Origin of the sequence: Pseudomonas weihenstephanensis (assembly GCF_001043055.1) — a bacterium.
GTDB classification, from domain to species: domain Bacteria; phylum Pseudomonadota; class Gammaproteobacteria; order Pseudomonadales; family Pseudomonadaceae; genus Aquipseudomonas; species Aquipseudomonas weihenstephanensis.
This window is the reverse complement of sequence record NZ_JYLF01000001.1, coordinates 116,025-136,115: the sequence shown is the minus strand read 5'-3', so window position 1 is coordinate 136,115 and position 20,091 is coordinate 116,025. Positions and strand designations below refer to the sequence as shown.

Below are 20,091 nucleotides of genomic sequence, written 5' to 3'. Positions count from 1 at the left end.
CAGGCTGCGAAACGGGCCATGGGTGCGTGGGCGTTTAATGAAACGGGTGGCTGCGCAACCCTTCGCAGCCTTTGGCAGCGACTACGAAGAGGCAGGCTTTCGGGGTTTGATCCGTGCGGTGGCTTCGGCCACCAGCGGGTCGTCTGGCCAGTAGTGTTTGGGGTAACGGCCTTTGAGGTCTTTTTTCACTTCGCCGTAGGTGCTGCGCCAAAAGTTGGCCAGATCCTGCGTCACTTGCACCGGGCGCCGCGCGGGCGACAGCAGGTGCAATTTGACCACTTGGCGGCCGCCCGCAATGCGCGGGGTGTCGGCCAAACCGAACAGCTCTTGCAGGCGAACGGCCAAAATCGGCGGGTGCTCACTGTAATCCACCCGCACCGAAGAACCCGACGGCACTTTGATGTGATGGGGCGCCAGCTCTTCCAGACGCTGCGGCAAAGGCCAGGGCAATAAGTTATGCACAATACTTGACAGGTCGAGGCTGGCAAAATGGCTGAGCCGCGAGACCCGCCCCAAGTACGGCGCCAGCCATTGCTCAAGCCCATTGAGTAACGCTGCATCAGTGACATCCGGCCATTCGCTCTGGCCGTGCGCGTCAAGATCCAGCTGACGCAGTAACGCTACCCGCGCTTGCCACTGACGCAGTTCAGGCGTCCACGGCAACAGTTCCAGGCCTTTGCGCCGCACCAGATTGATCAGCGCCTGAGTGCGGGCCGCTTCATCGAGACCTGTCAGCGGTTCACGGCTCAACACCAGTTCGCCGACTTTGCGCTGGCGCTCGGCACGCAACACCCCTTCGCGCTCGTCCCAATCCAGTTGATCCACCACGCTGACCTGCTCGCTCAACACCCCGTCGAGCAACCCGGGATCGAACTCCGCCGCCAAATAGATGCGCTCTTCACGCTGGCCCTGGCGGCTGCCCAAGTCGGCGATCACCAGCCAGGGATGTTTCATCAGCGCATCCACGTCGCTGAACAACGCTGCCCGCCCGTTCGCCAGGCGATACTCGGCGCCACCTGGCTTGCGCTGCTGCGCGATACGATCCGGATACGCCAGCGCCAGCAAGGCGCCCAGCCAACGCGGGTGATCAGGGTCGGCGACGGCTTGAGTCGGCTTACCCCGCAGGTTAGAGCGGTATTGGCGAGCCAGTTGTTTGGCGCGCTGTACGCCGCCCTGCCCGCCCCGCGCGGCACGGGTATCGCCCGATAACAACGCCAGGCGGCTGTGAACGTCGGCCCCGGCGCCGCGCACAATATCGCGCTCCCCCAACAGCGCGGCGACATCACAGGCCATCTCAGTCAGGCCCACGTCATGCCCGCGCAACAACAGGTGCGCGATACGAGGGTGTGCGGGCAACTGAGCCATCGCTTCGCCATGCGTGGTGAGTTTCCAGCCGCCGTCCACTTGCTTGCGCAGTGCACCCAAACGCTCCAGCAACTGCTGGGCCTGTGCATAACTTGCCGCTGGCGGAGGATCAAGCCAGATCAGCTCGTTCGGGGTCACCCCCCAACGCGCTAATTGCAGCGCCAGCCCTGCCAGATCTGCTTGCAGGATTTCAGCGCTGCCATAGGCGGCCAGTTGCGCGTGCTGGTCTTCTGACCACAGCCGATAACACACGCCAGGTTCCAGCCTCCCGGCGCGGCCTGCACGCTGGGTGGCGCTGGCCCGGGAGATGCGCTGGGTGTCGAGGCGCGTCATGGCGCTGCCCGGATCAAAGCGTGGCACCCGTGCCAGACCGGCATCAATCACCACGCGCACGCCATCAATGGTCAGGCTGGTTTCGGCAATGTTGGTGGCCAGCACCACTTTGCGCAGGCCCTTGGGCGCAGGTTCGATGGCGGCCCGTTGTGCGCTCAACTCCAGCTCGCCGTGCAGCGGGCACAACAGGATGTCTGTGCGCGAGCCCAACGCGTCAGCCAACTGTTGATTAACGCGTCGGATTTCTGCCTGACCGGGCAGGAATACCAACACGCTGCCCGTCTCATCGTTGATCGCCTCCAGCACGGTGTTCACCACCCGTGGCTCAACAAACTCACCGGGCACAAACGGCCGCCCCCAACGCATGGCCACCGGGTACATGCGCCCTTCGCTGCGCAACACCGGGGCATCGTCGAGCACGCTGGCCAAACGCTCACCTTCAAGGGTGGCGGACATCAGCAAAATTTTCAGCGGCTGCTCGTCGCGAAACAACTCACGCCCATTAAGGCTCAATGCCAGTGCCAGATCGGCGTCCAGACTGCGCTCATGGAACTCATCGAAGATCAGCAGCCCTACGCCTTCGAGCGCCGGGTCTTGCTGCAGGCGCCGAGTGAGGATGCCTTCGGTGACGACTTCGATACGCGTGTTGGGTCCGATTTTGCTATCGAGTCTGATCCGATAGCCGACGGTTTCTCCGACTTTTTCTCCCAGCTCACTGGCCAACCGCTCCGCTGCCGCGCGGGCGGCCAGGCGCCGCGGTTCGAGCATCACAATGGTCTGTCCGGCAAGCCACGGCTCATTGAGCAAGGCCAGCGGCACACGGGTGGTTTTACCGGCGCCAGGCGGCGCTTCGAGCACGGCTTCGTGCCGTTCAGCCAAGGCGCATCGCAGCGCAGGTAAAACTTCATCAATCGGCAAAGAAATCATGGTGGCTCCAGAACTGTGCGGCGAGTATAACGGCGAACAGTTCGGCATTAAGCGCGGTCTTAATGTTTGGTTTGGCCCTTCAAGCGTTTATGAGGTTTTGGTATGCGTAGGTCTTCGCGCGTCATTGGCGGCATTGTGGTTGCTGCCCTGTTCACCCAACTGACTGCCTGCGGCAGTATTTTCTTCCCGGATCGCCGGGGTCAGATCGACGGCAAAATCGATCCGATGATTGCCGTACTGGATGCCGTGGGGCTGCTGTTTTATGTGATTCCGGGGCTGATTGCGTTTGGTGTCGACTTCGCCACCGGTGCTATTTATTTCCCGCCTGGTAAAACCGCACACATCGACCCACAAAAATTGCAAGAAGCCCTCGGTGCTAACGGCAGGGTGGATAACAGCAAGCTGCAAGCGATTCTTGAAAGCGAACTGGGTGGCAGTTTCCCGCTGAACGACCCGCGCCTGATCCAACACAAAGGCAGCGTGCAGCAATTGGCGTTGTACGGCCTTGTACCCGCCGCCTGAGACAAGGAAGTGTCATGAGCAGCAGCCCGGAACACGCACGTCTGTTACGCCTGGCCACCCGCGCATCGGTGGCAGTGGCAAGCCTTTTGATTGTGACCAAGGCCATCGCCTGGTGGCTCAGCGGGTCGATCAGTATGTTGGCCGGGTTGACCGACTCGCTGCTCGATGGTGTGACTTCGTTTCTGAACTTACTGGCCGTGCATTACGCCTTGCGCCCTGCCGATGACGATCATCGTTACGGGCACGGCAAGGCGGAGTCGTTGGCAGGCATGGCGCAGGCGCTGTTTATCGCCGTGAGTGCCGTATTGATTGCATTCCAGGCCATTGAACGCCTGAAAAACCCCGAGCCGGTCGGTGCGCCGTGGATCGGCATTGGCGTGATTGTGTTCTCGCTGGTGATGACCGTCGCCCTGCTGATGCTGCAACACCGCGTGATCAAAGCCACCGGCTCCAACGCGGTGCGGGCGGACTCGCTGCACTACCGCTCCGATTTATTGCTCAATGGCAGCATTTTGGTTGCGCTGGTGCTGGCCAGCTTCGGCTGGCCGCAACTGGATGCCTGGTTTGGTTTGGGAATTGCGGGTTACATCCTGTGGAGCGCGATCCAGATCGCCCGTGAGGGCTTTTCGGTGTTGATGGACGAAGAGTTACCCACCGAGGTCAGTCAGCACATGCTGGAATTGGCCTGTAGCGTACCCGGCGTACTGGGCGCCCATGATTTGCGTACACGCATTTCGGGCAACATCTGGTATGTGCAATTGCACTTGGAGTTGCCCGGCGAACTGACGCTGTCAGTCGCCCACGCCCTCAGCGACCGAGCCGCCGAGGCGATTGAAAAAGCCTACCCGCGCGCCGAAGTGCTGGTGCACGCCGACCCCCAGGAAGTGGTCAAACCCAAGGCTTATTAATAGGTGACCTGATAACCCCGGCTGCTGAGGCAGTTGCCCTGCGCTTGCCGGTAGGTTTGCACCACGGCAGGCGAAGGCGCGTAGGTGGCTTTAGCCGGGTCAAAACCGCTTTGCTCGATGGCCCAGCGATAGCAATCGTAGCGGTCCTGATTAATCTGCGCAGGCGTCTGACCATTCGCCGGGTAGGCCACGACGTCATAGCCGTTGCTCACCGGTTGCGGCGCAGCCACGGGAACAGGCGCCGGTGGCTGGACCACGATGTAGTCCTGCGTAGCGGGCTGATAGGCGTAGTACGCACCCGCTGCCAGGAACATCAACGAACTGCCGATCCACACTTCCCGCGCGTAATCGGGCAAGTAACCTACGCGAATCCCGTAGGGTGGCTGCACCACGACGTAACGCGGACCTTGCGGGCGATACCAATAACCACCGGAAAAGAAGTAGTTCTGCCCGCGATAGGGCACTTGCCAATGCTGACCGGGAAACCGGTCGACCACATAACCGGGCCGGTATTGTGGACCCGGCCCCCAGCCATTGCCCTGCCCGCTCGGGCGACCTTGCCAGCGATTTTCATAGGGGCGGCCATTATTAAAACCGGGATTGCGGCCATAATCGGGCCTGGAATTGCCTTGCCTGTGCGAATAGTCGCCGGGACGTCGGGGAATATCCTGATAGTAACCACGGCGTGGCGGCTGAGTTTGCTGCACCGAATCGGGACGTGGCTGGATGCTCAGGTGATTAGCCGGTTGCGCCGGACGATTTTGAGGGTTGCCCTCGCCCTGGGGGCGGGCTTGCCATTGCCCGCCTTGCGGCCGACCCTGGCCCTCAAATGACGGAGGCCGGGCTTGATGACCCTGATTGTCCGGGCGCGGTTGATTATTCGCGCCCTGCCCTTGCGGCCGATGTTCACCACCGTTGGGGCGACCTTGCTGAGGGTTACCATCACCTCGTTCATCGGCCAATAACTGACCGCTGATACTGACACTGAGCACGCTAACGGCAGCCAAACGCCAAAGACGCGATTTCATGATGTTCCTCACTGCGGGTTGGGGCGTACATATAAGACTGGAAATCCGAGAACCGGTTCGGCGGCAGGTTAGCAGTTACGGTGCTTATTTTCGGCCAATAAAAAAGGGCGACCCGTCGGCCGCCCTTAGAATTTTTCGTCCTGGCTCAACACGTGTGGTGTTGGCTCACCTCGCGCCGTCTTCTGGACAGTGCGTAGCCCGGGGACCGGGGCAACCCTGTGGGGTTGGCGGTCGCGGCTGGCCTGATTCGGCGGGCCGCAGTGGACTCTATGTCCGGGCAGTGATTCTGGGAGTAAGAATAGGCGTTTGCGTGCGGCAGGCGATTGCGAAGATTGCTCAATAAAACAGTACTTGCGCAATTTTTGCCTTAAGGTGGATACTTTCACGCAATAGTTATTACAAAGGGTTACTTCGTGAGCAAACTCGACCGATACGACTTGAGTATTTTGGCGGAATTGCAGCGTGATGCACGCATCTCCAATCAGGAGCTGGCCGAACGCATTGGCTTGTCGCCTTCGCCCTGCTCAAGGCGCGTCAAACAGCTTGAAGACGACGGCTACATTTCGCGCCAAGTGGCACTGCTGGACCGTAAAAAACTAGGATTAACCCTCACCGCCTACGTATTGATCGGCATGGACCGTCACACGCCTGAGCGCTTTGAGAACTTCGAAGCGGCCATTCGCAGCCTGCCGCAAGTGCTGGAGTGCAGCCTGGTGACGGGGGTGGACGCCGATTACCAATTGAAAGTAGTGGTGCCGGACATGGACCACTATCAACAATTGTTATTGGGCCATTTGACCCGTATTGACGGGGTGACCAGCGTGCGTTCCAGCTTCGTGCTTAATCAGGTGCTCAACAGCACTGAGTTGCCGCTGACTCATCTGCGGACATAAGCAGGCTGCGAAGGGGCTGTGGTGAACTCAAGAAAACGGGTTGCGGTGCAACCCTTCGCTGTCTTCGGCCATGAGTACGCTGTGGGTGTACATCACCCAGATCAACAACCACGCGCACGCTCTGGCGTATACTCCCCCGATTTTTAATCCCCGATCACGCTGGAGAACACCGATGGATCCTGCCTTACTTGAAGAGTGGATGATGACGATCCTGGTCAGCATCCTGATCATTTTCATGGCTTTTATCGTCTGGGATCTGGCGAAGAAGTCCAAGGCCGGACGTTTCGGCTCGTTCATTCTGTTTTTTGTGCTGGGCCTGGGCGTGGCCGCTTTCATTATCAAAAGCGTGGTCATCGGCCTGATCGAGTCGGGCGCGCTATAACCGCGCCGGCACTTCCCTGTAGTGCCCCTGTTCCAGCCCTTCAATGCTCCAGTCACCGATGCGTACTCGCACCAGACGCAAGGTCGGCAACCCCACGGCAGCGGTCATGCGTCTGACCTGACGGTTTCGCCCTTCGCGAATCACCAGTTCCAGCCAGGCCGTGGGTATGCTTTTGCGAAAACGCACCGGCGGGGTACGCGGCCACAAATGCGGCTCGTCAAGGGCGCGCGCCTCGGCCGGCAGGGTCTTGCCATCGTTGAGTTCCACGCCCTCGCGCAATTGCTGCAATTGCGCCTCAGTCGGCTCACCTTCCACTTGCACCCAATAAGTTTTGGGCAACTTGTGCTTGGGGTCTGCAATTCGCGCCTGCAACTGGCCATCGTTGGTCAATAGCAACAACCCTTCACTGTCGCGATCCAAGCGCCCGGCCGGGTAAATACCAGGAATCGGAATGAAGTCCTTGAGCGTCGCCCGCCCGCCTTCATCGCTGAACTGGGTCAGCACATCAAACGGTTTATTGAACAGATACAGCTTTGGCTCTGCCGGTGGGGCTTTGGCCACGCGCCGACTGGCCGCTTGAGTGGAGGTGGGGTTGGACGCCGGACGGCGTGGGGCGGGACGAACAGGACGGGACATGGCAAACCGGACATCTAGCGATCAAGGGCGGCAATGCTAGGGGCTGTTGCCATTTAAGTGCAAGCGCCCCTACTGCCTGATCGCTAAATGCCACGTCCCATCAACGGAATGGCGGTTCGTCAAAGCTGCGCAGTTTGCGCGAGTGCAATGAGTTGAGCTGGCTGCGCATCAAGTCCACGGCCGCGATACCGATTTTCAAATGCTGACTCACCGCGCGCTCATAAAACGCGTTAGCCGAGCCTGGCAGTTTGATTTCGCTGTGCAGGGGTTTATCAGACACACACAGCAACGTGCCGTACGGCACCCGCAAGCGATAACCCTGCGCGGCGATGGTGCCGCTTTCCATGTCCACGGCCACGGCGCGCGACAGGTTGATCAGCGGGCGCTCCTGTGCCCAGCGCAATTCCCAGTTGCGATCGTCATACGTCAGGACGGTGCCGGTGCGCAGGCGTTTTTTCAGCTCCTCACCACGCTCACCGGTGACTTGCGCTGCCGCTTCCTGAAGCGCCAGCTGCACCTCGGCCAGGGCCGGGATCGGAATGTTGGGGGGTACAACCCGGTCGAGTATTCCGTCACGGCGCATATAGGCGTGGGCCAATACGTAGTCGCCAATGGTTTGCGACTGCCGCAGGCCGCCACAGTGACCAATCATCAACCAGCAGTGCGGACGCAGCACCGCCAGGTGGTCGGTGATGTTTTTGGCATTGGAGGGACCGACGCCAATGTTCACCAAGGTCACGCCGTGGCCATCGTTAGCCTGCAAGTGGTACGCGGGCATTTGATAGCGGTGCCACACCACGCCCGCCGCAATCGCCTGCGCTTCACCGTAGTCCATACTCTTTTCGATCAGCACATTGCCGGGCAGCACCATGCGTATAAAACGCGGGTTATCACGCAGTTGTTCCAGGCCGTGGAGGATGAACTGGTCAACATACCGGTGATAGTTGGTCAGCAGAATCCACGGTTGCACATGACGCCAGTCGCTACCGGTGTAATGCACCAGACGACGCAGTGAGAAGTCCACGCGCGCGGCGTCAAACAGTGCCAGCGGCAGCGGGTCGGTGTTGGCCCAGTCGTAGAGGCCGTCGGCAATACCGTCGGAGGCCGCCGACAGGTCGGTGCTGGGGAACACCCGCGCCAGCGCCGCCGCCGTCACGCCGGAGCCAGCAAGTTCGTCGCCCTGCTCAACCACGTACGGGTAAGGAATATTCTGCTGGCTGAGACCCACTTCGACTTCAACGGTGAAGTCACGCATCAGCGGCACCAACTGCTCCAGCAGGTAGTTACGAAACGCCGCAGGATGGGTCACGGTCACGCTGTAGGTGCCGGGCAATTGAACCTTGGCGTAGGCGCGGGTCAGGGTCGGAATTTCACCATCAATGGTGTTGGTCAAGCGCAGCTCTGGGTAGCGAAACAGCGCACGCTCCTCTGCCGAAGGTTCGATGCGGTCTTTGAGGTAACGTTTGAGGGCCTGGCTCAAGGCCGTGGTTGCGCGTTCGTGCAGGGCGGCGAGGCGATCAACGGCCTCTTCAGCGGTTGAAACGACAATGAAAGCTTCGGTCACGATGAGCATCCTCTCTTCTGAACGGGCAGGCGCTTATCTTGCCTGTATCGTTGGCCAAAGGCACTAGCCAATCCCGTCATTGCCCTGGCGGATGAGGCGTCACGCGAGGCTGCGCCAGGGCACGTAGCGGCCGTCAAACCTGCCACTGACTCAGGTCGCTGGCGGGGTTGAGCGCGCGACGAGGGCGGCCACGTTCAGACCGCGTGGCAACGTGCCGTACACCCGACCACTGCCTTGTAAGCGGCTGGCAATAAAGGCGTCGCTCACGTCGCTGTTTCCTGCCTCCAGCAACAGTTTGGCCTGTAGACCAAGGGCGATGTCTTCGCTCAGTTGCCGGGCGCGGTACTGAATGTCGTCGGTGTCTTTAAACGCCGTTTTAAGCTGTGCAATGTGCTGAGCCAAGCCTGTATGGCCATGCCCGTCACCCAGCTCGATAAACAACGCCTCCAGCACGCCCGGCTCTTTGGACAGTGCTCGCAGCACATCAAGGCATTGCACGTTGCCCGAGCCTTCCCAAGTAGAGTTGACCGGCGCTTCGCGGTACAGGCGCGGCAAAATACTGTCTTCGACATACCCTGCGCCGCCCATGCACTCGGCCGCTTCATTGATCATCGCGGGCGCCCGTTTGCAGATCCAGTATTTGCCCACGGCGGTTACCAGTCGCGAGAACTTGGCCTGCTGCGGATCGTCCAGGTGGTCCAGCGCTTGTCCCATGCGCAAACTCAAGGCCAGCGCGGCTTCGCTTTCAAGCGCCAGATCCGCGAGCACGTTTTGCATCAACGGTTGCTCGGCCAGCACCCTGCCACCGACCAAACGGTGAGCGCAATGATGAGTGGCTTGGGTCAGCGCCTGACGCATCAACGCGCTAGACCCCACCATGCAGTCAAAACGCGTCATGGCGACCATTTCAATAATCGTCGGCACCCCGCGTCCTTCTTCACCCAGCATCCAGGCCAGCGCCCCTCGAAATTCCACTTCGCTGGAGGCATTGGAGCTGTTGCCCAGTTTGTTTTTCAGCCGCTGGATATAGAACTCATTACGACTGCCATCCGGACGGTGGCGCGGCAGCAAAAAGCAACTCAGCCCCTTGTCGGTCTGGGCCAGGGTCAGAAAGCCGTCGCACATGGGGGCCGAGCAAAACCATTTATGGCCCAGCAGTTCATAGGCCTGCCCCGGCCCCGGTGCGCCGACCGGGTAAGCCCGCGTGGTATTGGCCCGCACGTCGGTGCCGCCCTGCTTTTCGGTCATGGCCATGCCCAGCGTCACACCGCCCTTTTGACTGATGTCGACATTACGCGGGTCGTACACGGTGGCGAGCACCTTGGGCAGCCAGACCTGTGCAACGTCAGGCTGCACACGCAGCGCCGGCACACTGGCAAACGTCATGGTCAGGGGGCAGCCACTCCCCGCTTCTGCCTGGGTGTGCAAGTAGGTCATTGAGGCGCGAGCCACGTGGGCGCCGGGTTGCGGATGGGTCCAGGGTAAAGACGGCAGGCCGTGTTCAATCGCGGTGCGCATCAGCTCATGGTAGGCAGGGTGAAAGTCGACCTGATCAATCCGATGACCAAAGCGGTCGTGGCTGACGAATACCGGTTTGTTTTCATTGGCCAAAAAGCCCGCCGCCATCAACGGGCCACCGGCCAGCGCGCCATACGCATCAATCCGAGATTGTGCCCACCCCGCGCCAAAACGCTGCCCCCACTGCTGCAAGGGCAGGTCGATGCGGTACAGGTTAACGCCGTCCAGTGAGGGCGGCTGATTGGTCACAGCGTGGGTTTCGGCGTATTGATGCAGGTTCATTGCGCGGGCTCCTGTGGGTCATGCCAATGAAGCCAGTGAAGCACGCATCGCGGTCTTCACAAGTGGCATAACCGCCTAAAGCTCGACGCTTATGCCCTCACCGTCACGCAACAAGCGTTGCGCCAGGACCTGTTGCAGGTCTTCAAAACGCAGCGGTTTGATCAGGCAGTCGGTAATTGCGTCGACCTGAGAACGCGCGGTGCTGGCCGCAGGTTCTGACTCGAACAACGCCACCACAGGCAACCGTGCACACGCCGCCAACGTCAGCAATTGACTGCCCATTGAGTCGCCCGACACATGGCTGAACGGGCACGCCAACAACACGGCATCCACGCGCTCGCGACGTAGCGTTTCAATGGCCACCTGACCACTTTCGGCACTCAACACGCGATAGCCCAATTTGAGCAACATACCCCGCAGTAACGGCGAGTTGGCGTTGTTGTCTTCCACCAACAAAACGACGCATTGCTCAGGCGTTCGCACCACAGGCTGTGGGACCATCGCCGACTCAGGGGGCGATTCCAGTTCAAGGGTGAGCTGAAACTGTGACCCCTGCCCCGGCTGCGAATGATGAGTCAGGCGCCCGCCGAGCAGTTCAACCAGACGTCGGCAAATCGACAGCCCGATGCCCAAGCCGCCATATTCACGGGTCATGGAGCCATCCACCTGAAAGAAGTGCTGATACAACTCGGCATCTTCCTGATGAACAAAGCCAATGCCGCTGTCGATCACATTGAACGCCAACGTCCAACGGCCGGGGCTGGCCGTTTTGCCGGTGACGCGCAGAATCACCCCCCCTTCGCGGGTGAACTTAATGGCGTTATCCAGCAAACATTCCAGGCACTGGCGAATTTTCTCGGCATCCCCGATCCATTGATCCGGCAAGCCACGCGCCACTTCATACGAGAACGCCAGGCGCTGGCTTTCAGCTCTTGGTCCAAATTGCTCGCGCAAACCGTGCATCATCTCGTTGAGACTGAAAGGCCGGGCACGGGCCTCTAGGCGCCCGGCCTGCAGCTCGGTCAGGGTCAGGATGCCATTGACCATGCCCATCATGGCTTTGGCAGACCCCTCGCCGGTGTGGGTGTACTGCTCAAGTTCAGGCGTCATGTCCAGGGTCTTGATCAACTCCAGCGAGCCAATCACCCCGTTCATGGGCGTGCGCAACTCATGGGTCACCGTGGCCAGAAACTCATCTTTGAGCTGGTTGGTGCGGGCCAGTTGCTGGTTCATTGCCGCCAGTTTTTGCCCGGACTCTTGCAGCGTCCTGGCTTGCAGATCGCGCATGGCGTTGATCCGGTCCGCCAGCGCCAGCGACAGCAGCCCCACCTCAATGGCCGAACCAATCTGGCTGGCGTACATGGTCAGGAATACATTCGGCAAATAGCCCAGCACCATCAGTGTGTTAACCAGCCCGCCGAGCAAAAAGGCGGTCCAGGCGATGACAAAATAACGCGCCACCCGCAGGCCACGGCACCAGGCCACGATGCCGGCAATGAAAATGGTAAAGATAAACGCCAGCGCCAGCCCCGTGGCCAAACGCAGCGACGTCGCGTAACTGGTGGTCAGCGCCAGCACCATCACCAGCACACCGACCGCCATCAACACCATCAGCGCCCGGTCGAGCCAGCGGCTGTGGGTGGCGGTGTGCAGAAAGGTGCGGGCGAACTGGCAGCCGAAGAAGGCGGCGCTGCCAATCAAAAATGGGGTGGCGGCGTTGGCCCACCAGGGGTTGTTGGGCCAGAAATACTGCACGGCTGCACCGTTGACTGACAGCTGGTACAGGCCGAACGAGGCAATATAGAAGATGTAATAGAGGTAACTGGTGTCGCGCACGCTCACATAGATAAACAAGTTGTAGACCAGCATGCCCAGCAATACGCCGTAAATCAGACCGAGGATGTAAATACGAACGGGCTGATCTTCCAGATACGCCTTGGTTGACCACAGTGTCAGCGGTGCCTGGATAGAGCCTTCGCTGGCCAGGCGTAAATACACGGTCTGGGTTTGTCCGGGGGTGAAATTCAACTCGAACAGGTAGTTGTTTTCTTTCACCGGGCGACTGTCGAACGGCAGGCCATCACCGGTGCGCTGGGTCAATTCAAACTCACCGCTGGCGTTTTGCTGGTAGAGGTCAATACGGTCCAGCGGCGGGTACGCCAGCTCCAGTAACCAGGAGGTATTGGCGCTCGGGTCTAATGGCAGGTAGCTGAGGTCGACTTTGAGCCAAAACACCGAATGCGAGTACCCCGCATTGAGCGTGGCCTTGTCATGGGGTTTGAGCCGTTCGGGGTGGGCGATGACGTCGGCCATCGTCGACTGGCCTGCGACGTCTTCATAGACGTGCATCTCGCGGCCCAACGGCAAGCGCTGAGTGGTCTCATCAAAGGCGACTGCGCAGGCCAGCATTGGCAGCCAGCCCATCAGAACAATAAAAAAATAGCGCATACAGCCCCAAAATGGCCTGCCTGATTGCGTCTGTAAGCCTCCTTTCCTTTTGAGACGACGTAAACCAGCATTACCTGTTATTCGTTTGGCGGTCACTCTAGCACAGGCGTTAATGGCAAATACACATCACCTAAATATTCAAAGCGAAGCGTCTAGATCGAGCATTACAGCGACTTTCAGTGCACTTTAAGTACGAGGTGAGTCAGCGTTTTTTCCAGAATTATCCGAAAGAAAATTCCACAGCGTCCTAACCGCCCGTAAAAACTGATTGGTGGTAAGCTCGCGCACCATGAATATCTACAGCTCTCGCCCTGTTGTCCTCTGTCTCTCCGGCCATGACCCCAGTGGTGGCGCCGGCTTGCAGGCAGATATCGAAGCCCTGCTGGCTCAAGGTTGTCACGCCGCTCCGGTGGTCACCGCCCTGACTGTGCAGAACACCGTTAATGTCCGCGATTTTCGTGTGCTGGACCGTGAGTGGGTGCTGGCTCAAGCCGATGCCGTGCTCAGCGACTCACCCGTTTCGGCTTTCAAGCTGGGTATGCTCGGCTCGCTTGCGATGGTCGACACAGTGGTCGAACTGCTTCAAGCCCACCCGCACTTGCCAATGGTCTGCGACCCGGTACTGCGCGCAGGCGGTGGCGGACGGCTGGGCAAGGACGAAGTGGGTTATGCCATGCGCGAGCGCCTGCTGCCTTTGGCCACCATCACTACGCCCAACCTGCCCGAAGCCCGCATTCTGGCTGAGTTGCCTGAAGGCAGTGCCGATGAATGCGCTGAAAAACTCCTGCCATATTGCAAGCATTTGCTCATCACCGGCGGTCACGGCGATGAGCACGAAGTTCATAACCGCCTGTACAGCCGCGACGGCAGCCGTCATACCTTCACCTGCTACCGCCTGCCTGGCAGCTATCACGGCTCAGGCTGCACGCTGGCCAGTACCTTGGCCGGCCGCCTGGCCATTGGCGAACACATGGTCAGCGCGGTTGAAACGGCACTCAATTACACATGGCGCACCTTGCGTGATGCCGAGCAACTGGGCCAAGGGCAATTTGTACCCCGCCGCTTGCCGCTAGACTTCTGCTCGTAACCCATGAGGCTCGACTTATGAAACTGCGTGGTCTTTACGCAATCACTGACAGCCAATTGCTGGCCGGCAAGTGGGTGCCGTATATCGAGGCAGCCCTTGATGGCGGCCTGACCCTGCTGCAATACCGCGACAAAAGCAGTGACGAGGCCCGACGCCTGCGCGAAGCCGAGGCATTGCGCGACTTGTGTGCACGCTACAACGCACACTTGATCATCAATGACGATGCCGAACTGGCGGCCCGGTTAGGGGTCGGCGTGCACTTGGGGCAAACCGATGGCCCGTTAACGCCTGCCCGCGCTCTGCTGGGTCGCCAGGCGATCATAGGTTCGACCTGCCACAGTCAAATTGAGCTGGGCGAACAAGCGGCCAAAGAAGGCGCGAGTTATGTCGCCTTTGGCCGCTTCTTCAACTCCAGTACCAAACCCGGCGCACCGACTGCGACTCTGGATGTACTCGATCAAGCCCGCGCGCGGATCAAACTGCCGATCTGTGTGATTGGCGGCATTACTCTGGACAACGCGGCTCCGCTGGTCGACCACGGTGCTGATTTACTGGCGGTGGTGCACGGCCTGTTTGGCGCCGAGAGCCCACAAGAAGTTACCCGCCGCGCCCGTGCGTTCAACGCTTTGATGTCACTTTAAATACCGATTCCTGATTCAGAGAGAGCCCTTCATGTCTCGTTCCGAAACCCTATTTGCCAACGCTCAAAAACACATTCCCGGCGGCGTGAATTCGCCAGTTCGTGCCTTCAAAAGCGTGGGCGGCACGCCGTTGTTCTTCAAGCACGCCGAAGGCGCCTACGTGACTGACGAAGACGACAAGCGTTATGTCGATTACGTCGGTTCGTGGGGCCCGATGATTTTGGGCCACAGCCACCCGGACGTGCTGGATGCCGTGCGCGCACAGCTGGAGCACGGCCTGTCGTACGGGGCGCCAACGGCCATGGAAACCGAAATGGCAGACCTGGTGTGCGCCATCGTGCCATCGATGGAAATGGTGCGTATGGTCAGCTCCGGCACTGAGGCGACCATGAGCGCGATTCGTCTGGCGCGTGGTTTCACCGGTCGCGACAACATTCTCAAGTTCGAAGGCTGCTATCACGGCCACTCCGACAGCCTGCTGGTGAAAGCCGGTTCCGGCTTGCTGACCCAGGGTGTACCCAGCTCGGGCGGCGTGCCGGCTGATTTTGCCAAACACACCCTGACCACGACCTTCAACGACATCGACGCCGTTGAGAAGCTACTGGCCGAGGTCGGTGACACCGTGGCCTGCATCATCGTTGAGCCGGTAGCGGGCAACATGAACTGCGTGCCACCGGCCCCCGGTTTCTTGCAGGGCCTGCGCAACCTGTGTGACAAGCACGGCGTGGTGCTGATTTTTGACGAAGTGATGACCGGTTTCCGCGTCGCCCTCGGCGGTGCTCAAGCGCACTACGGCGTGACCCCGGACCTGAGCACATTCGGCAAAATCATCGGTGGCGGCATGCCGGTAGGCTGCTTCGGCGGCAAGCGCGAGATCATGGAATGCATTGCGCCACTGGGCCCGGTGTATCAAGCCGGTACGTTGTCGGGCAACCCGCTGGCGATGGCAGCAGGCTTGACCACATTGCGCCTGATCAGCCGCCCCGGCTTCCACGCCGAACTGAGCGATTACACCACGCGCTTGCTCGATGGCCTGCAGCAACGCGCTGATGCGGCCGGTATCCCGTTCGTCACGACCCAAGCAGGCGGCATGTTCGGCCTGTACTTCAGCAACGCCGATGACATCGTTACCTTCGACGACGTCATGGCCAGTGATGCGGACCTGTTCAAGCGCTTCTTCCACTTGATGCTCGAAGGCGGCGTTTACCTGGCCCCGAGTGCTTTCGAAGCAGGTTTCACCTCGATTGCCCATGGCGATGACGAATTGAAACTGACGCTGAACGCTGCCGAGCGCGCATTTGCCGCCCTGAAGTGATCCACAAAAAACGGCAAGGGTGAGGGCCTTTGCCGTTTTTATGCCCGTAATGAGCCGTTCTTTTAACCCGCTCGTCCAAAATCGTCTTAAATCAACCGATATCACACTAGTAGCGCAGAAAAACGAGTAAAGACTTTGTAAGGTTGCCTCTGCTTATTTCATAATGCGCGCCTATACATCCCTTGGTCGGGCTTGCCCGTCTTTCCAGAGGTACGTCGATTCCCATGAACCGCACCGGCCGCGCCCTTGCACTGGGCTGCCTGTTGCTCCTACAACCGCTGCTTGCTCAGGCAGGCGGTAACTCGTTGTTGATCCCGGCGATGGGTCGCTGCACCCTCAATACTCAGCCAGAAAATCTGGAAGAGGCGCTTGCCGCGTGCGTGCAAGCAGCAAAAGAGGGGGATGCAGAAGCCGAATACGAGTTAGGCGAGTTCTACTACGACGTTAACAACCCCAAGCGCGACCTCAATCAAGCCCTTAGCTATTTCGAACAAGCGTCGCTGCAAGGCCACGCCATGGCCCAGTTCAAACTGGGCACCATGTTCTTCAAGGGCGAAGGCGTACCGGCCAATAACATTCAGGCGTATATCGTGTTGAAGATGGCGGCCGTGAACGGCGCTGAAGATGCACTGGACACCGCCGACGAAGTGGCCGAGCAAATGCCCCGCGACCAACTCGAAACCGCGACCCAGGTGCTGGGGCAGATATTCCGCAAATACCTGATGGAACTGCAATCGACGGACGCCCGCTCGCCGTTTTCGCCGCTGCCTTGACTGACCGCCCGACCACAAGCGCCAGCCAGCGGGTAGAACTCTGGGGTTGAGCCCTACTTCTCCGGCATCGGAAACGGAAACGGCATCACATTGCTCACGCCACGGGCTTCGCTGATTTTCGGCGTCCCCAGGCGCTCCACCTCGTCGATGCGCACAATCGAATGCATCGGCACAAAGCTGCGCACCACGCCTTCAAATTGAGCCTTGAGCTTTTCTTCGCTCGGATCAACGACCATTTGCGTGCGCTCACCGAAGACGAATTCTTCTACTTCCAAGAAACCCCACAGATCACTTTGATAGATCTGCTTGGCGTACATTTCGAACACCTGTCCCTGGTTAAGGAAAATCACCTTGTAGATTGGAGCTTCACGTTTGGTCATGGTGGGCGGGTAAACATCTGAAGGTATAAAAGAGGGCGCGAACTATAGCATAGCCATCAGACGCACAGCGCTAGGAAGCAACGGCTATGCCCCCTATAATGCGCGGTTCTTTGAACCACTTGATGAACACCCATGGCCAAGAAGCTTTACATCGAAACCCACGGTTGCCAGATGAATGAGTACGACAGCTCACGCATGGTCGATCTGCTGGGTGAACATCAGGCCCTGGAAGTCACGGCGCGCGCTGAAGACGCTGATGTCATCCTGCTCAATACCTGCTCGATTCGTGAGCGCGCCCAAGACCGCGTTTACTCGCAATTGGGCCGCTGGCGCGAGCTGAAACTGGCCAACCCGGACATGGTGATTGCCGTCGGGGGATGTGTGGCCAGCCAGGAAGGTGCCGCGATCCGTGATCGTGCGCCCTACGTTGACGTGGTATTTGGCCCGCAGACCCTGCACCGCCTGCCTGAAATGATTGACGCGGCGCGCATCACCAAGCTGCCGCAGGTCGATGTGTCATTCCCCGAAATCGAAAAATTCGACCACTTGCCCGAGCCACGCATCGACGGCCCGAGCGCCTACGTCTCGGTCATGGAAGGGTGCAGTAAGTACTGCACCTTCTGCGTGGTGCCTTACACCCGCGGCGAAGAAGTCAGCCGTCCGTTCGACGACGTACTCGGCGAGGTCATTCACCTGGCTGAAAACGGTGTGCGCGAAGTCACCCTGCTCGGGCAGAACGTCAACGGCTATCGCGGCCTGACCGAAGACGGCCGCCTGGCTGACCTGGCGGAGCTGATCCGCGTGGTGGCCGCCATCGACGGGATCGAACGTATCCGGTACACCACCTCTCACCCGCTGGAGTTCTCGGACAGCCTGATCCAGGCGCATGCCGAAGTGCCGGAGCTGGTGAAGCACCTGCATTTGCCGGTGCAATCGGGCTCTGACCGCATTTTGTCGGCCATGAAACGCAACCACACGGCGCTGGAGTACAAGTCCAAACTGCGCAAACTGCGTGCTGCCGTACCGGGCATTTGCATCAGTTCGGACTTTATCGTGGGCTTCCCCGGCGAGACCGAAAAAGACTTCGAGCAAACCATGAAGCTGATCGAAGACGTCGGCTTCGACTTCTCGTATTCGTTTGTGTACAGCCAGCGCCCCGGCACTCCAGCCGCCGACCTGACAGACGACACCCCAGAAGAGCGCAAGAAGGAACGCCTCAACGCCTTGCAGCATCGACTGAACCAGCAAGGTTTCGAAATCAGCCGACAAATGGTGGGCTCAACCCAGCGAATTTTGGTCACTGACTACTCGAAAAAAGACCCCGGCGAACTGCAAGGCCGTACCGAGAACAACCGCATCGTCAACTTCCGCTGCGACAACCCGCAGTTGATTGGTCAGTTTGCCGATGTGCACATCGATGCCGCCCAGCCGCATTCGCTGCGAGGTTCGTTGTTGAACTGACCCTTGCCTCACGTAGCCGCAGCCTTGGGCAGCGGCTACAGTTGATTTGCAGCGAAGTCCTTTCGCCCATGACCTGCTAGCGTTATCCTTCAAACCCTCTTATTTGCCTCAGGGCGGCTAAAAACGACTTTGAACGCACCCATCGAACCACATCGTTTTCTCCTCGAGCCTTTTGAGGCTCGCCGTTTCGCCAATCTGTGCGGGCTGTTGGACGAGCATTTGCGCTTGATCGAACAACGCTTGGCGATCGAAATCCGCAATCGCGGCAATCAGTTCGAACTGATCGGCGACCCAAAAATCACGTCCTCCGCAGAAAACCTGCTGCGCCGTCTGTACCGCGAGGCCAAAGCCACCGAGCTTTCGCCAGACATGGTGCACCTGTTCTTGCAGGAATCCGCAGTACAGGACCTCGCCAACGACCCCGTGGCCGAAGCCAGTGTTTCGTTGCGCACCAAAAAGGGCATGATTCGCCCGCGCGGCATCAATCAGCAGCGCTACGTCAAAGAAATCCTGGGCAACGACATCAACTTCGGCATTGGCCCGGCGGGTACGGGTAAAACCTATCTGGCCGTGGCCTGCGCAGTAGATGCCCTTGAGCGCGAGCAGATCCGTCGCATCCTGCTGGTGCGCCCGGCCGTTGAGGCCGGCGAAAAACTGGGGTTCCTGCCCGGCGATCTGTCGCAGAAAATCGACCCGTACCTGCGCCCGCTGTACGACGCCCTGTACGAGATGCTCGGTTTTGAATACGTGGCCAAGCTGATCGAGCGCCAGGTGATCGAAGTCGCACCGCTGGCCTACATGCGCGGTCGCACGCTCAACAACAGCTTCATCATTCTCGACGAAAGCCAGAACACCACCGTCGAGCAAATGAAGATGTTCCTGACCCGTATCGGTTTCGGCTCCACTGCCGTGATCACCGGTGACATCACCCAGATCGACCTGCCTAAAGGCACCAAGTCAGGGCTTAACCATGTCATCGAAGTGCTCAAGGATGTGCCGGGTATCAGCTTTACGCACTTCCAGTCCAAAGACGTCGTGCGCCATCCGCTGGTGCAACGCATCGTAGAGGCCTATGGCCGCTATGAGCAGGACGCTGCCGACAAACTGGCCGCCCTGCCAGCTGCCAAGGATTACCGCCACGATGCTTGAGCTTGACCTGCAACGGGCGAGCGAAGCAGGCGCGCCTTCTGAAGCCCAGTTCCGCCAATGGTGCGAACTGGCGTTGCGCCAGCGCAGCGCCGATTCGGAAATGACCATCCGCCTGGTCGACGAGCCTGAAGCCCGCGAACTGAATCACACGTGGCGCCAGAAAGACTACGCGACCAACGTGCTGTCCTTTCCGGCCGACGTGCCCGATGAATTCCTCGATATCCCGCTACTGGGCGACCTGGTGATTTGTATCGCCGTGGTTGAACGCGAAGCCGCCGAGCAAGGCAAGGCACTTGAAGCCCACTGGGCTCATCTGGTGATTCACGGCTGCTTGCATCTTCTGGGTTACGACCATATAGAAGACGAAGAAGCCGAAGAAATGGAAGCACTGGAACGAACGTTGCTTGCTGAACTGGGCCATCCGGACCCGTACGCAGACGACGAAAACTGATCAACACCACTGAAATTACCAAGGGATA

Annotated in this window: 18 protein-coding genes; 11 read left to right on the top strand and 7 right to left on the bottom strand. The window is 59.5% G+C overall.

Annotation, left to right across the window (positions count from 1 at the left end):
- Window positions 1–81 precede the first annotated feature (81 nt).
- Window positions 82–2,625: an ATP-dependent helicase HrpB gene (hrpB, locus tag TU86_RS00715; RefSeq protein WP_048362403.1), complete on the bottom strand. Its 2,544-nt coding sequence runs from the start codon at window positions 2,623–2,625 to the stop codon at window positions 82–84.
- 102 nt (window positions 2,626–2,727) lie between these two features.
- Between hrpB and TU86_RS00710 the strand changes: the two genes are divergently transcribed.
- On the top strand, window positions 2,728–3,147 hold the full coding sequence (locus TU86_RS00710; protein WP_048362402.1) for a hypothetical protein: 420 nt from the start codon (window positions 2,728–2,730) through the stop codon (window positions 3,145–3,147).
- A 14-nt stretch (window positions 3,148–3,161) separates the two neighbouring features.
- Window positions 3,162–4,055, top strand: a complete 894-nt coding sequence (locus tag TU86_RS00705; protein ID WP_048362401.1) for a cation diffusion facilitator family transporter — start codon at window positions 3,162–3,164, stop codon at window positions 4,053–4,055.
- Here the strand turns inward: TU86_RS00705 and TU86_RS00700 are convergent.
- Entirely contained in the window at window positions 4,052–5,083 is a 1,032-nt protein-coding gene (locus TU86_RS00700) for a DUF6515 family protein (RefSeq protein ID WP_048362400.1), read from the bottom strand. The genes TU86_RS00705 and TU86_RS00700 overlap by 4 nt on opposite strands.
- Before the next feature lie 413 nt (window positions 5,084–5,496).
- On the opposite strand from TU86_RS00700, the gene TU86_RS00695 reads away from it, so the two are divergent.
- Window positions 5,497–5,976: an Lrp/AsnC family transcriptional regulator gene (locus TU86_RS00695; RefSeq protein WP_048362399.1), complete on the top strand. Its 480-nt coding sequence runs from the start codon at window positions 5,497–5,499 to the stop codon at window positions 5,974–5,976.
- Window positions 5,977–6,148: 172 nt separating this feature from the next.
- Entirely contained in the window at window positions 6,149–6,358 is a 210-nt protein-coding gene (locus tag TU86_RS00690) for a DUF2788 domain-containing protein (protein ID WP_003444116.1), read from the top strand.
- On the opposite strand, the gene TU86_RS00685 is transcribed toward TU86_RS00690, so the two are convergent.
- From TU86_RS00685 to TU86_RS00670, 4 genes are all read right to left on the bottom strand, one after another.
- Window positions 6,353–6,919: a pseudouridine synthase gene (locus TU86_RS00685; RefSeq protein ID WP_162207796.1), complete on the bottom strand. Its 567-nt coding sequence runs from the start codon at window positions 6,917–6,919 to the stop codon at window positions 6,353–6,355. The genes TU86_RS00690 and TU86_RS00685 overlap by 6 nt on opposite strands.
- Window positions 6,920–7,094: 175 nt before the next feature.
- Window positions 7,095–8,567: an AMP nucleosidase gene (gene amn, locus TU86_RS00680; RefSeq protein ID WP_162207793.1), complete on the bottom strand. Its 1,473-nt coding sequence runs from the start codon at window positions 8,565–8,567 to the stop codon at window positions 7,095–7,097.
- 141 nt (window positions 8,568–8,708) lie between these two features.
- Complete coding sequence (locus tag TU86_RS00675) at window positions 8,709–10,358, bottom strand: acyl-CoA dehydrogenase family protein (protein WP_048362397.1); 1,650 nt, start codon at window positions 10,356–10,358, stop codon at window positions 8,709–8,711.
- Window positions 10,359–10,433: 75 nt separating this feature from the next.
- Complete coding sequence (locus TU86_RS00670; protein WP_048362396.1) at window positions 10,434–12,806, bottom strand: hybrid sensor histidine kinase/response regulator; 2,373 nt, start codon at window positions 12,804–12,806, stop codon at window positions 10,434–10,436.
- A 289-nt stretch (window positions 12,807–13,095) separates the two neighbouring features.
- Between TU86_RS00670 and TU86_RS00665 the strand changes: the two genes are divergently transcribed.
- From TU86_RS00665 to TU86_RS00650, 4 genes are all read left to right on the top strand, one after another.
- Window positions 13,096–13,893: a hydroxymethylpyrimidine/phosphomethylpyrimidine kinase gene (locus TU86_RS00665; protein WP_048362395.1), complete on the top strand. Its 798-nt coding sequence runs from the start codon at window positions 13,096–13,098 to the stop codon at window positions 13,891–13,893.
- Between the two features lie 17 nt (window positions 13,894–13,910).
- The gene (thiE, locus tag TU86_RS00660; protein WP_048362394.1) at window positions 13,911–14,534 is read left to right on the top strand and encodes a thiamine phosphate synthase; all 624 of its coding nucleotides are present in this window, start codon (window positions 13,911–13,913) and stop codon (window positions 14,532–14,534) included.
- A gap of 31 nt (window positions 14,535–14,565) precedes the next feature.
- Complete coding sequence (gene hemL, locus TU86_RS00655) at window positions 14,566–15,849, top strand: glutamate-1-semialdehyde 2,1-aminomutase (RefSeq protein ID WP_048362393.1); 1,284 nt, start codon at window positions 14,566–14,568, stop codon at window positions 15,847–15,849.
- Between the two features lie 224 nt (window positions 15,850–16,073).
- The gene (locus tag TU86_RS00650; RefSeq protein WP_048362392.1) at window positions 16,074–16,622 is read left to right on the top strand and encodes a tetratricopeptide repeat protein; all 549 of its coding nucleotides are present in this window, start codon (window positions 16,074–16,076) and stop codon (window positions 16,620–16,622) included.
- A gap of 53 nt (window positions 16,623–16,675) precedes the next feature.
- On the opposite strand, the gene TU86_RS00645 is transcribed toward TU86_RS00650, so the two are convergent.
- Window positions 16,676–17,002, bottom strand: coding sequence for a DUF1820 family protein (locus tag TU86_RS00645; protein WP_019411970.1), 327 nt, complete (start codon window positions 17,000–17,002; stop codon window positions 16,676–16,678).
- 132 nt (window positions 17,003–17,134) lie between these two features.
- Here TU86_RS00645 and miaB point away from each other — a divergent pair, with 132 nt between their 5' ends.
- From miaB to ybeY, 3 genes are all read left to right on the top strand, one after another.
- Window positions 17,135–18,463, top strand: a complete 1,329-nt coding sequence (gene miaB, locus TU86_RS00640) for a tRNA (N6-isopentenyl adenosine(37)-C2)-methylthiotransferase MiaB (RefSeq protein WP_048362391.1) — start codon at window positions 17,135–17,137, stop codon at window positions 18,461–18,463.
- Window positions 18,464–18,592: 129 nt separating this feature from the next.
- Complete coding sequence (locus TU86_RS00635; RefSeq protein ID WP_048362390.1) at window positions 18,593–19,612, top strand: PhoH family protein; 1,020 nt, start codon at window positions 18,593–18,595, stop codon at window positions 19,610–19,612.
- Window positions 19,605–20,063 (top strand): rRNA maturation RNase YbeY, encoded by a 459-nt coding sequence (gene ybeY, locus TU86_RS00630; protein WP_048362389.1) that lies wholly within the window; start codon window positions 19,605–19,607, stop codon window positions 20,061–20,063. Before TU86_RS00635 ends, ybeY begins: the two co-directional genes overlap by 8 nt.
- The last annotated feature ends 28 nt before the right edge of the window (window positions 20,064–20,091 follow it).